The 13,274-nt window shown below is 53.2% G+C and carries 12 protein-coding genes and 1 pseudogene; 10 read left to right on the top strand and 3 right to left on the bottom strand.

What is annotated here, in order from left to right; genetic code table 11:
* Positions 1–129: 129 nt before the first annotated feature.
* Positions 130–627, bottom strand: a complete 498-nt coding sequence (locus CYR52_RS11530; RefSeq protein WP_072932343.1) for a GNAT family N-acetyltransferase — start codon at positions 625–627, stop codon at positions 130–132.
* 94 nt (positions 628–721) lie between these two features.
* Here CYR52_RS11530 and CYR52_RS11525 point away from each other — a divergent pair, with 94 nt between their 5' ends.
* From CYR52_RS11525 to CYR52_RS11480, 10 genes and pseudogenes are all read left to right on the top strand, one after another.
* On the top strand, positions 722–1,648 hold the full coding sequence (locus CYR52_RS11525; protein WP_072932344.1) for a LysR family transcriptional regulator: 927 nt from the start codon (positions 722–724) through the stop codon (positions 1,646–1,648).
* 300 nt (positions 1,649–1,948) lie between these two features.
* Positions 1,949–2,103: pseudogene (locus CYR52_RS22915) on the top strand (recombinase family protein); the annotation flags it as partial.
* Positions 2,104–2,300: 197 nt separating this feature from the next.
* Positions 2,301–4,904: a sigma 54-interacting transcriptional regulator gene (locus tag CYR52_RS11515; protein ID WP_072932347.1), complete on the top strand. Its 2,604-nt coding sequence runs from the start codon at positions 2,301–2,303 to the stop codon at positions 4,902–4,904.
* Positions 4,905–5,075: 171 nt separating this feature from the next.
* Positions 5,076–5,558, top strand: a complete 483-nt coding sequence (locus CYR52_RS11510) for a PTS sugar transporter subunit IIA (protein WP_072932350.1) — start codon at positions 5,076–5,078, stop codon at positions 5,556–5,558.
* Complete coding sequence (locus CYR52_RS11505) at positions 5,555–6,733, top strand: glycoside hydrolase family 88 protein (RefSeq protein ID WP_072932352.1); 1,179 nt, start codon at positions 5,555–5,557, stop codon at positions 6,731–6,733. Before CYR52_RS11510 ends, CYR52_RS11505 begins: the two co-directional genes overlap by 4 nt.
* A 12-nt stretch (positions 6,734–6,745) precedes the next feature.
* On the top strand, positions 6,746–7,243 hold the full coding sequence (locus CYR52_RS11500) for a PTS sugar transporter subunit IIB (RefSeq protein ID WP_072932354.1): 498 nt from the start codon (positions 6,746–6,748) through the stop codon (positions 7,241–7,243).
* 11 nt (positions 7,244–7,254) lie between these two features.
* Entirely contained in the window at positions 7,255–8,055 is an 801-nt protein-coding gene (locus CYR52_RS11495) for a PTS mannose/fructose/sorbose/N-acetylgalactosamine transporter subunit IIC (protein ID WP_072932356.1), read from the top strand.
* Positions 8,048–8,890 carry a PTS system mannose/fructose/sorbose family transporter subunit IID gene (locus CYR52_RS11490; protein WP_072932358.1) on the top strand — a complete coding sequence of 281 codons (843 nt, stop codon included), beginning with the start codon at positions 8,048–8,050 and terminating at the stop codon, positions 8,888–8,890. Before CYR52_RS11495 ends, CYR52_RS11490 begins: the two co-directional genes overlap by 8 nt.
* Before the next feature lie 47 nt (positions 8,891–8,937).
* The gene (locus CYR52_RS11485) at positions 8,938–9,903 is read left to right on the top strand and encodes a hydroxyacid dehydrogenase (RefSeq protein ID WP_072932360.1); all 966 of its coding nucleotides are present in this window, start codon (positions 8,938–8,940) and stop codon (positions 9,901–9,903) included.
* A 213-nt stretch (positions 9,904–10,116) separates the two neighbouring features.
* Entirely contained in the window at positions 10,117–10,815 is a 699-nt protein-coding gene (locus tag CYR52_RS11480) for an oligogalacturonate-specific porin KdgM family protein (protein WP_072932362.1), read from the top strand.
* 43 nt (positions 10,816–10,858) lie between these two features.
* Here CYR52_RS11480 and CYR52_RS11475 read toward each other — a convergent pair whose 3' ends face one another.
* Together CYR52_RS11475 and CYR52_RS11470 are read right to left on the bottom strand one after the other, a co-directional pair.
* Positions 10,859–11,659: a Cof-type HAD-IIB family hydrolase gene (locus CYR52_RS11475; RefSeq protein WP_146001340.1), complete on the bottom strand. Its 801-nt coding sequence runs from the start codon at positions 11,657–11,659 to the stop codon at positions 10,859–10,861.
* Positions 11,660–11,672: 13 nt separating this feature from the next.
* Complete coding sequence (locus CYR52_RS11470) at positions 11,673–13,187, bottom strand: glycoside hydrolase family 43 protein (protein WP_072932366.1); 1,515 nt, start codon at positions 13,185–13,187, stop codon at positions 11,673–11,675.
* Positions 13,188–13,274 lie beyond the last annotated feature (87 nt).

Below are 13,274 nucleotides of genomic sequence, written 5' to 3'. Positions count from 1 at the left end.
TAAAAAAGAGAGTTTGTACTGTGAGGGGATTTTGCCGGGCCGCCGGGTCAGCGCCGGGTGATGTCAAAGGAAGGGCAAGAGGCGTTCGCCACAGGATCGGCGATGATAAAGGTTAATGGCGGCAGGGTGTCAGGCATGTCGGAACAGGCTGTTTTCAGCAAACCGGTGCAGCATCGGCCCATCCAGCCGGTAACGCACCCATTCATCCAGCGGCAGCGCGCCGATGCTGAGGTAAAACGCTTTCGCTGTCTGGTTCCAGCTGAGCGCGCCCCACTCAAGACGGCTGTACTGGTGTTTCACGGCATACTGCGCAATATAGTGCAGCATCGCCTGGCCTGCTTCGCGGTCACGGTAAGGGGGCGTGAAATACATGTCTTCCATGTACAGGCCGCGGCGATCCAACCAGGTAGAGTAACTGCTGGACGTGACAGCGTAACCGGCAATAACCTCATCCACCTCGCAAATAAACGCGTCATTTGTGCTTCCCTGACCAAAAAGCGCGTTCCGGATCGATTCAACGCTCGTCCCTGACGCCTGCGGGATGCACTCATACATCGATAACTCGCTGATCATGGTGTAGATAGCGTCTGCGTCATCGGGGTGCGCCTGCCGGATCATCACATTCATGGGGACTCGCTTTTTTAAGCCTGTTGAAGCTGACCAGCATAATCGTTATTGTCCGATGAATTAAGTGCAATACTCTCAACGAAAGGTGAATGCTATGCATCATGTGCTGCGGCGGCTTGATTTAAACCTCTTACCCATTTTCGATGCGGTTTTCCGCCACCGTTCCGTCCGGCTGGCAGCCGCTGAGCTTTCGATGAGCACCTCCGCATTGAGCCATGCGTTATCACGCTTACGGCTTTTTTTGAATGACCCGCTTTTTTACCGGGAGGGCCACCGCATGTGCCCAAGCGTATATGCGTGTGAACTGGCCCCCTTTGTGGCTGAGGCGTTAACGACGCTGAACCAGCAGCTCTCGCCGGTTCAGCCCTTTGATCCGCTGACGAGCCACGATTGTTTCCGTATCGCCATCACGGATTACACCGCCTTTTGTGTTTTCCCAGGGCTGATGCAGGAACTGCAACACGCCGCGCCGCATTTGCGTTTTGAACTCCGCTATCTGCCGCACAACCCGGCGCTGACTGAGTTACTCGCCGGTGAAATCGACCTGGCGCTGAGTTTCAGTGAGCCGGGCGGGCTGAGCGATCCTGATCTGGTGGAGACGGATTTATTCAGCGATGAATTTATCGTCATCAGCCACTGCCGCCGGCGCAGCCTGAGCCTGGAAGAGTACCTTGCAGCCGGGCATCTGGTGGTGACACCGTGGAATGAAAAGCAGGGAATGCTGGATCGGCACCTGGCGCGCCTGGGGCTTAAACGCCATATCACCCTGAAAACGCCTTCTATGCTGGGCGCGCCCTTTATCATCGCGGAGAGTGATTTGCTGATGGCGGTTCCCTCTTTTGTCGCGGCTAAACTGGAACAGACCACAGGCGTCACGCGGTTCAGGCTGCCTTTCGAGGTGCCCAGGTTTACCGTCAAAATCTATTCGCACAGGCGCAGCGGAACACGCAAAGCAACAGAATGGCTGAAAGGCGTCATGTGCCGGACCATCAAACAGCGGGAACACTATTTCGAACCCTGAGCGAAAGCGTGACAACGTCACGATAATTAACGCCTGCGTTACGCCTGCCTGTTTTTTCGCCGCTTAATCCGGTGTCGCTACGTGAAATCTACGGAACCATCAGGGGCCAGGCCTTGCAGATTTCACGTAGCGCAATTGCCGGTTTTCAGCGCAAAAAATCACCGTTTTAACTGCTATCGCGAAACGAATCAGGCATAAACAGAGGTGGCATGATGATAACTTTATATAAGTCCTATTATATAAAGTTAGATATGGCGCGGATCGTTGAGGAACGAGGGCCGGCTATTATCGGGAAAATGGGCGCTTACATCAGGTAAATATCGTGGCAAACAGGCGGATCAAGAGCGGCACCAGAAAGCGCTATATCAAAAAAGGAAACTGCTGATGTAACTGGCTACAGGCCGTCGCAAATTCGTCATATCCAGAATCGGTATAAAGAGATGACTTCTGATTAAAAAATTGTTCACCTACAGATTTTCTTTTCCCTAAACGCAATCTTATAACAATGATTGATCACGATCACACTCTAATTAAAACAAGGTTTTACTTTTCTGAATAAGCGAGGAAAGTATTGAGTGTCTAAAAATAATATTAGTGTCTAGTGTCTAATTTATTTCGACGCTATTTTCTACTCTATGCAGGACATTGAAAAATGGCGCTGTCAGCAAAAGAAAAACTGTTCCATAAAATACTGACCCATTATGCAGAAAGCCCTACTGGATTCACAGCCCCGGATTGTGCGGACTTCATGCAGGTGAATCGTAGTGTGATCAGCCATTATCTGAACAGGCTCTGCGACGATGGTCGCCTGAGTAAGGAAAATACCCGGCCGGTACGCTTCTTTGTACAGCGTAACGGCGCCCCCACGTCACCTCCGTCCCGGTTAGTGTCGAAAATGGCCGATGCCTTTATGCATTTGATCGGCGCGCAAGGCAGCCTGGCCGACGCCGTCGCGCTGTGCCGCTCGGCGGTAGACTACCCGGGAGACGGCTTACCGATTTTACTCTCGGGGGAAAGCGGCGTAGGTAAAAGCCACCTCGCCTCACTTATCTACCAGTACGCTCTGGAACGCGGTGTTATCGCCGCCGATAAACCCTTCGTTGAGCTTAACTGCGCCGATTATGCTAATAACCCCGAGCTGCTTTCCGCCACGCTTTTCGGCTATACCCGCGGAGCGTTCACCGGTGCCGATCGCGATAAGCGCGGCGCGTTTGACGACGCCGACGGCGGGTTTCTGTTCCTGGATGAAGTGCATCGCCTGTCTGCGGAGAATCAAGAGAAGCTGTTCCTGTTTATGGATAAAGGCTATTTCTACCGTCTGGGCGATAACCGCACCCGCCACCCGGCATCGCTGCGTTTTATCTTTGCCACCACGGAAAATATAGAGACGGTGCTGCTCAATACCTTCCGCCGTCGTATTCCGGTTCGGGTGATGCTGCCTAATTTCATTTCCCGCCCTCTGACCGAGCGGATTGCTCAGGTGAACCTGTTTCTGCGTCAGGAGGCGATAAGCCTGCGCAGGGATATTCACCTGGATAATCAACTCATGCACCAACTTGTTTCCTCACCGGTGCGCGGCAATATTGGCGAGCTGAAAAATCAGATCAAAGTGATGTGTGCCAGCGCGTGGAGCGATAACCGTGAAGCAGACGTCATCACGCTACACGGCACGCATCCAGCTGGGGAAACGCTGGTTGTTTCAGCCGGTAAACAGGCAAGCGGGCCGGATATCCACGCGCTGCTGCCTAAAGCAATGCATGACGACGTCGTTTTTCGCGAGTTTTGCCATAGCGGCAACATCATGCTGCTGAATCGGAAAATTGAACACCTGCTCACCACCGTGAACGGCGTCGTCTCTCAGGAGACGCTGTATAGCGGCTACCTATGGCAGAACACCATGCACGCCGTCAATGAGCTGGAGAATCTGACCGGCGTGCCCTGCGGGCAGGAAATCCGCAAGGCTATCTGGCTATGCGTGACCTACGCGCTCCACACGCCGATACATGCTGAACAAGTTGATGAGCTACAGACTATTGCCGATTATGTCTCCGGGAAGGCACGCCTGCTGGCGGAAGAGTGTATGAGTCTGCTGGCGAAACATGTGGTCAACACGCCTTTGCCGCTGTTGTTACCGTTACTGAGCTGCACCTTCCATTCGCTGGCCAGAGAAGATTCACCCATCCAGGGCATTATCGTCTCACACGGGCGCTCGACTGCCTCCAGCATCGCCGGTATTGCCAATCAGTTGACCGGCGGTTACTACTTCAAAGCCTTTGATATGCCCAACGCTACCTCCACGCGCGAGATTATTGATCTGCTGATTGCGCATCTGTCGCGACTCAAGCAAGGGGCTGGGCTGATCATCCTGGTCGACATGGGGTCGCTCAAGGAGATCTACGAAGAAATTAAGCTGCATCTGCACGGCGAGCTTTTGGTGATTAACAATGTCAGTACCGCTATGGCGCTGGATATCGCGGCAAAAATCCAGGATAAGCTGCCGATGGAGGCGATTATTGAGGGCGCAAAAGGGGCTTATGACGTAGAAACGCGCTATTACGCCGGCATGTTGCCGGGCAATAAAATCATCATCTCCTGCATTTCCGGCGAAGGGATTTCCCGCAAGCTGAAAGACATTGTACAGCGCTATCTGGTGCAGGAAGAAATCGACATCCTCACGATGGAATATGACGATCTGAAGTGGAAAATCGCCCGTGCCGACCTGGCGTTGAACGGCACGCGGCTTATCATCACCACCACGGATATGGAGACGGGCTATATCCCGCTGATTAGCGTTGAACAGCTGATCAAAGAAAAAACCCAGGTGCTGAAGCGCGACTACTTTAACGGCCTGCTGATGGAGGGCGGGCTGGAGCCGATGGTCGACGAAGTGGTGAAATTGTTTACCGTTGAGGGCGTCGCCAGCCGCCTGAACTTCCTCAACCCGGTGGTAATTATCGACGAGGTGGAGGCCGTCATTAAGCAGTACGAGGCGTTCTACAAAATTCATTTTGAAAGCTACCTGCGTATTAACCTGTTTATGCATATCGCGCTGATGATTGAACGCGTCATGGTTAACAACGGCGTCCGTCATCGCGAAGAGGCGGAACTCACGCTGGATCAGCAGGCTTTTGTCGCTGTACATGACACCTTCTTCCAGGCACTCAACCGTAAGTACAACATCACACTACCGCTCACTGAAGTGCTGATGATTTATGAAATCATGGAACCGTGGATTGCCGCCGACCCATCCAATTAAACGCTCTGCCAGCACGGGCTGGCAGACACTTCGACACTCCCTTCACCCCCGTTCCCAACACTATCAATACATCCAGACACTACATTATTTCCGTTTTAAATCAATTAAATAAAAAATGGCACGGCGGTTGCAATAATCTCAACAGATATCGGAAAAAGGAAGGAATGTGAAATGCGAGAGATGTATATCGCAACCCATGGTCGTTACGCGGAAGGGGTTATCTCGGCGCTGAATCTGCTGGTTGGCGACGATCACGGCGTAGAGCCAATCTGCGCCTACTGCGGCGAGATTGGCTCTACGGCCGAGCTGGCAGTGCGCTTCGATGCCATCGCACAGCAGGCGGCCAGCCGGGGGAAAGAGCTGGTGTTGTTCACTGATATGCCCGGCGGCAGCGTCAACAACACCGCCGTGCAGATGCTGGTGAAGTACCCGCATGCCCATGTCATTAGCGGGGCCAATCTCATCATGTTGATGGAGTTTTGCCTCTCGGAACATACGGATACTCCATCACGTATCCAGGACGCCGTCGCCGCAGCCGGCAGCGCGATGCAATACATGAATGATCAGCCGGAAATTATCGCCGCACGCCAGGCCGCACAGCCAGCGGTTGATGACGATATCGACGATTTTTTTGCCATGGAGAAAAACGCATGACCGTTGCGCTGGAAACGCTTGGCCGCCGCTATCTTGCGCCGCTGCCGGGGCTGGACTCACGCTGGCTGAGCGAAGCACTCGGCGAAGTGCTCACCAAAGTTGACGCCATGCTGCCGCGTTTTACCACCACCTTCCCGGCGGCCAGCGCAACGGATGGCCGCTACCCGGCAGTAGAGAAAGTCGACTGGACCGAGGGATTCTGGACCGGCATGCTCTGGCTGGCCTGGGAAGTGACCGGTGATGACAAGTACCGCACAGTGGCGGAAAGCCTGCTCGATAGCTTTGAGGAGCGTCTTGATAAGCAGATTAAAGTCGATACCCACGATCTGGGTTTTCTCTATCTACTCTCCTGCGTAAATGCCTGGAAGCTTACCGGTAACCTTCGCGCCCGTGGTCTGGCGCTCCGCGCCGCTGAACTGCTGTACCGCCGCTTTAACGAGACGGCAGGCGTGATTCAGGCCTGGGGCGATCTCAACGACCCGGCGCGCCAGGGGCGCATGATCATCGACTGCAATCTTAACGTCCCGCTGCTGTTCTGGGCCGCCAACGAAACCGGCAACGCCGCGTGGCGTGAAGCTGCTACGCGTCATCTGGCGCAGGCTGCACGCTATCTGGTTCGCGAGGACGCTTCCAGCTTCCACACATTCTATATGGACGTACACAGCGGCCAGCCGCTGCGGGGCGATACCCATCAGGGGTTTAGCGATAGCTCCTGCTGGGCGCGTGGCCAGGCCTGGGGAATTTACGGTTTTGCACTGGGGTTCCGCCATACCGGCGATACCGCACAGCCGGAGCTGGCACGGAAGCTGACGCACTATTTTCTCAACAGACTGCCGGAAGATTTTGTCTGCTACTGGGATCTGATATTCACCCCGCAGGACAACGCCCTGCGCGACACCTCCGCCGCCGCGGTCGCCGTCTGCGGTCTCGCGGAGCTAATGACGTTGCTGCCGCTGACCGACCCGCTGCGTCCTGCTTACGGCAACGCCATCGAACTGATAATGCGTAATTTACGTGAGCGCTATTTTGCCCACACACAGGACGGCCTGCTGCGTGAGGGCGTGTATAACTTTGGCCGCAACATGGGCATTAACGAACCTAACCTCTGGGGCGATTATTTCTATTTCGAAGCCTTGGTTCGCCTTTCCCGCGTCTGGACACCCTACTTTTGCTAACTGGAGCTGCACATGATTTCTTTAGTACGAATTGACGATCGCCTGATTCACGGCCAGGTCGCCGTAGTCTGGACCAAGCACCTCGACGTGAACCGTATACTGGTCGCCAACGACCAGATCGTGGATAACGAAGTGCAGAAAATGTCGCTGCGCATGGCGGCCCCCGATACCGCGAAGTGCGCGATTATGACAATCAAAGACGCGGCCGAAATCCTCAACGACCCGCGCTCCGGGGCCATGAAAATTATGGTGATCGTCAACAATGCCGCCGACGCGCGCCGTCTGGTTGAACAAGCTGAGGGCATAAAAACCCTGAACGTCGCTAACTTTGGGCGCATTACCGACAATCTGGCGGCGAAAAAACGCATTAGCGACACCGTATACGTTACGCCGGAAGATGTTGCTGATTTTCATGCCATCGCCGCGCGCGGCGTGAAGGTGGAATACCAGGTACTGCCATCTCATCCGGTAAAAAACCTGATTGAGATGCTGGATAACGCTGCTAGCTAAACGAGGTCGCTATGTTAACGTCTGCACTGCTTGTCGCGCTGGTGATGTTTTTGGTCAAAACCGCCGACCATACGCTGGGTCAACCGCTGATCGAACGCCCGCTCATTTGTGGCGCGTTGGTTGGGCTGGTGCTCGGCGATTTGCAACAGGGCATTATTATCGGCGCCGCGCTGGAGCTGATATTCCTTGGCACTATTACTATCGGCGGTTCGGTGCCGGCCGATCTGGCTGTGGGGTCGGTACTGGCCACCGCCTTTACCCTCCTCACGCATGCTGAACCGCCGGTCGCCGTGGCACTGGCGCTGCCTATCAGCCTGCTGGCGGTTTTTGTTTATCAGGTTTTGAAGCTGGTCTATACCGCGCTGGTCGAGAAGTATGACGCGTTGCTGGAGCAGGGCCACGATCGCGCGGCGTTGGGGCTGACGTTAGGGATGACCTTCTTCTACGGCGTGCCATTTGCGCTCATTGCCTTCTTCGGGGTGCTGTTCGGTACCGATGTGATCCGCAGCCTGGTAGAGAGCATTCCTGGCACGGTCATGCGCGGGATGACCGCCGTTGGTGGCATTCTGCCTGCGCTGGGCTTTGCCATCCTGTTGAAAGCCTTGTGGAACCGAAATATCGCCGCGTTCTTCTTTATCGGCTTTGCGATGGCCGCCTACCTGCAACTGCCTATCATGGGCATCGCCATTATCGCGGCGTCTATTGCGATCTACCTGTGCTTCAACGAATTCAATCAGCTTAAAGCGAACAAACAAACCGCCACCGCCACGTCTGCGTCGGTTGATGATAAGGATGGGTTCTTCAATGACTGATATCCAAAACAAAGATGTCGTTGCGTATAGCGATGAAAAAAGCGAGAAAAAACTGTTTCGTCAGCTGTTTATCCGCCAGTTCCCGCTGCTGGGTTCGATGAACTTTACCCGGATGGAAGGCTTGAGCTACGGCTGGGCGCTGGCACCTATGCTGAAGAAAATCTACGCCGGCGATCCGCACCGTTACCTGGAGTCGCTGAAGCGCAATAGCCAATTCTTCAACACCAACCAGCATCTGGCACCCTTCATCATGGGTTTGACGCTGTCGATGGAGGAAGAAAACGCCGCAAACCCTAACTTTGACACCTCCAGCATCAACGGGATCAAAGTGGCGCTGATGGGGCCCTTTGCCGGAGTCGGCGACTCGTTCTTCTATGGTGTGCTGCGCATTATTGCCACTGGTATCGCCATCGGTCTTGCTTCGCAGGGGAATCTGCTGGGGCCGCTGCTGTTCCTGCTGATTTACAACGTTCCTAGTTACCTGCTGCGCTATTACGGCGGGGTTATGGGTTACCGCCTGGGTTCGAAGTACATTGCGGAGGCGACACAGTCGGGGCTGCTCTCCTGCATCACCAAAGCCTCGGCGATAATGGGCCTGATGATGGTGGGCGCGATGAGCGCCAGCATGGTGAAATTTACCACCACCTTTAAAACCACCATCGCCGGCCAACCGTTCATACTGCAGGACATTCTCGACAAAATCTGCGTCGGGCTCATTCCGCTGCTGCTGGTGCTTGGCTGCCTGAAGTTGCTGAATAAAAAAGTCAGCCCTAACAGAGTATTAATTCTGCTTATTGTGCTCGGATTCGCTGCCGCGGCCGTTGGCATAGTCTAATCGTTGCAGGGCGTCCTGGTATCAGGGCGCCCTTGCCTGGAGTGTATATGGCCTGGCATGCTGCCCTGCTCTCTGCTCAGCCGGAGAAGTTCCATCACGTTTATCAACCGTTTCATCTCGCTGAAATCTCTGCACGCTGCAATCTCTGCCCAACGTTACTCACCCCGGACAATATTGACCACCATCTTGGCGAACTGGCCGAGGTTGAGTTTCTTTTTTCAACCTGGGGGATGTTTACGCTCAATGAGGCGCAACTGGATCGTTTACCGCACTTAAAAGTGATTTTTTATGCCGCTGGTGCGACCGATTACTTCTCGGCCCCCTATCTCGCGCGCGGTATAAAAGTGGTCAGCGCCTGGCGCGCCAATGCCATTCCGGTGGCTGAATTTTGCCTGGCGCAAATCTTATTGGGCTGTAAGGGCTATTTTCGCAATCAACGGGAATATTGCGGCCCCGAGCATTTTTCAGCATTGGCAAACCATCATTTTGCACCCGGTAATTACCAGGAACAGGTAGCGCTGATTGGCGCCGGCGCTATTTCTCAGGAATTACAAAAACTGCTGCACCCTTTCTGCCTGGACGTTGTCGTCGTACCGTCACGCCCCGAAAAGCGCACCCTTTCACTGGAAGATGCGTTTGCCAGCAGCTGGGTCATCAGCAACCACTTGCCTAACCGCGAAGATAATATTGGTGTACTGAATGGCGATCTTTTTCGCCGCATGCGCCAGGGGGCCGTATTTATTAATACTGGCCGTGGACGACAGGTAAACGAATCCGAACTGATTCAGGTGTTGAAAGAGCGGCCCGACCTGACGGCTCTGCTCGATGTGACCAAACCGGAGCCGCCTGAAGCGGACTCCGCCCTTTATACGCTTCCCAACGTACAATTAACCAGCCACATTGCCGGAGCACTAAATAATGAAACCCGCCGTCTGGCAAATTGTGTTATTGATGAATTTCAACGCTGGTTAACGGGCCAGCCTTTACTGTTTGATATATCACACGGACTGTGATGCCCATCGCAGTTAGTGTTTATAAAATCAATGCTGAGTATTAAATTTCTTATTTATTGTCGACAGTTTATATTTTATGTTTAAGCATGATGAGTAATGCTTTGTTATTTATGAATTTTAATTTCTGGCATGTTCTTTGCTTTTTTAATGACGACACTTATCTCTTTTTCTAGATTGTGTTATCGAGAACTTTATCGCCTCACGGGAATTAAAATGAAGAAATTACACGCACTGATCATCGGGTTACCATTATCCTGCCTGACATTAAATGCAATAGCCGCCGCCACCTGGGTTGATAATAGATATGCACACACTACCGCTTCAGAAAAAAACCAATATAAGATTGGCCTGGGCCATATTTTTGATAATGGCGCAGGCGTACTGGCTTCCGCCATGTACGACCTGGGGCAAGATTTTGATCAGATGAAGAGTTCCTTTCAGGAATTTGAAGGTTGGTACCCGATTCCATTAAACGCGCGTTGGTCACTGACCCCGGGAGGCTTAACGGATATAGACAGTAACGGCACAAAATTAGCCCCCTATGTCAGTCTGGATTATAAAATAAGCAAGACGATTAGCTTTAGTTCGCGCTATCGTTATAACCATATGACACATAAAGAACCGGATTATAATGGGAAAATGGATTATAACGACAGTCACCAGTTTGACCTGTTCCTCAATTATCAGGCGACCGATAAACTGTGGCTACAGTTGAATCCAGAATTCTTCGTTAATACCAACGATTTCAACGCGGCTAATGGACAGAAGACGCACTGGGAGCCAAGTATTGTCGCCCGCTATCGAATGGATAAACACTGGATGCCCTATGCAGAAGTGGCCTGGCTCGATCAGGACCAGAACCACGATAATCAGGTCCGTTTCCGGCTGGGTATTCGTTACTACCTGGATTAATCACAGAACCAGAGGGGCAGCATGACTGCCCCTGCGCTTATGGCTAATTAAGACAGAAACGTGTAATGGCTTTCGCCACCCCCTCTTCATCGTTGCTGGCTGTAATATCATCCGCACAGCGTTGTACCACCTCCGAGGCATTCCCCATGGCAATACCTTTTCCGGCGTAGCGAAGCATTTCACAATCATTCAGTTCATTGCCCAATGCCAGAATATTAACGGATGCTATGCCCAGATATGCCGCCAGAATGCGGCATGCCTCTCCTTTATTGACCCCCATTGCCATCACCTCATAATAATGAGGCTCGCTTCTGACGCATTGATACCGTTTAATTATGTCAGCCGGTACCTGCTGAGCAAGCAAGTCTATCGAAAATTGATCTTCAATAAACATCACCTTGGGTACCGGCATATCCAGCAATAAAGTGTCAGTGGTAACATGAATACCCAGGCGACTATAGTGCCGCGCATTCAGAGGAATATCCGGATTGTCTTCCACCACCAGTTCACCCGCGTGTTGGGTGTAACATGCCATTCCGATTAACCTACCCCATTGCCGGATAAAACGGACATCGTCAACCGATAAACATTGGTTGGCAATAAAATGTTGCGTTGATTCACTCCAGACCTGCGCACCATTACAGGCGATAACATATAAACTTTCACTCTTCAGAGACAGTTCATCAATAACGCCCCGGATGCCCGACATCGTCCTACCGGAAGCCAGGGCAATAATTACGCCCTGCGCAGCCAGATGCCAAATAACCTTTTTCGTTCTGTCCGTTATCTTTTTATCGGTGGTGAGCAGCGTACCATCCAGATCGAGTACCACGAGCTTATACATCTTCGTCCCCACGTTACTGTTTTATGGCGACGGTAAAAGCGGCAAATTTCGCACAGCCGTTCTGGCCTTCATGGCGGCCCCGCGCATAAATGCCCATGCGCGCACCAATCCATTTTCCAGCCCCCGCTGAGAACGCCGGCACCACGCTCTGCCACTCTCCCTCGACTGCGCCATAACCAAAATGAACGATACCGTCATACCCCACATCAAAACCAAGATTTACGGAGGTTCCGCCTTCCAGCGTCGTGATGGGTAATGCGCCATGATGCCATTCACCGCGATCGTCAACCCATCCATTGCTGAAATAGAGTTGCACGCCGTGCGCTTCCCTGACCACGCGCAGAGCGGCAAAACGTTGGCCATACACCATCACGCCCGCCTCATCCCCATTTTGCCCTTCGGTCAGTGACACCGTGGTACGCACGGAAAAACGTTCCGCAGGAAACAACTGGAGAAGGAGTTGTGGGAGATGGTAAAGCGATGTGCTTTCCAACGTTGGCACGCACGATAGCGCCAGCCCATTTTGATGAGTGGCCAGCCAGGACGGCTGCGGATTTGCCTGCCATTGCCACTGTAGCCCAGGCCTCCCCTCTGCAAAATCATCGCTGGTTTGTAGACGACAGGGCGAAAGCGGCAGCGCAGGCAGCTTATGGCTGAACACCGGCTGACCCGTGCCGTCGTGATCCAACGGCTCGCCAATCTGCGGCCACCCATCCGCCATCCAGCGCAGCGGCTGAAGATGAATAATACGCCCGTAAACCCCCTTATCCTGAAAGTGGAAAAACCAGCTCTCACCGTTTTTCAGCTCCACCCAAGCACCCTGATGTGGTCCATTCACCGCCGAGCGGCCCTGATGCAAAACGTCACGACTGTGCCACGGGCCGAGCAGCGTCGGCGAACGCATCACCGTTTGCCAGCCGCGCTTCACGCCGCCCGCCGGAGCAAATAACCAATATTCGCCTTCACGCTTATACAGCTTCGGCCCCTCCAGGGTTGGATGCGATAACGTACCGTCGAAAATAATACAGCCACCGTCTAACAAACGGCGGGCATCCGGCGTCATTTCCAGCAGCTGAAGTTTATTTTTCACACCGCTGCGGCTGAAGGCAAAAGCATGCACCAGCCACGCCCGGCCATCGTCATCCCAGAATGGGCATGGATCAATCCAACCTGGCTCTGCCGCCAGGCAATGCGGTTCACTCCAGTCGCCCAGCGGATCACGCGCCTGAGTCACATAAATGCCGTTGTCCGGCAAACTGTAAAAAACCCAAAATAGCCCATCATGGTAGCGAATACTGGGTGCCCAGATACCTTTCCCCGGCTGGGGCGTATCGTATTCCGGCGAAGGCAGACGCTTCACAATATGATTAACAAGCTGCCAGTGAATAAGATCGCGTGAGTGGAGAAGCGGTAAACCCGGCAGTTGGTGGAAACTGGACGCAACCATCCAGAAATCATCGCCGGTGCGAATAACATCGGGATCGGCGTAATCAGAATGGATGACAGGATTCTGGTAAAGCAGCGGCATGGGGGTGTCCTTCTATTATCAACTGTTTAAATCCGTGCAATATCCAGACCATGAGAAAAAATGCTTTATATAACATAGCATTAGATA

The sequence above is a fragment of the Chimaeribacter arupi genome (assembly GCF_002858805.1).
GTDB lineage: Bacteria > Pseudomonadota > Gammaproteobacteria > Enterobacterales > Enterobacteriaceae > Chimaeribacter > Chimaeribacter arupi.
Note: the sequence above shows the minus strand (reverse complement) of the source record. Positions and strands in the feature narration are given on the sequence as shown.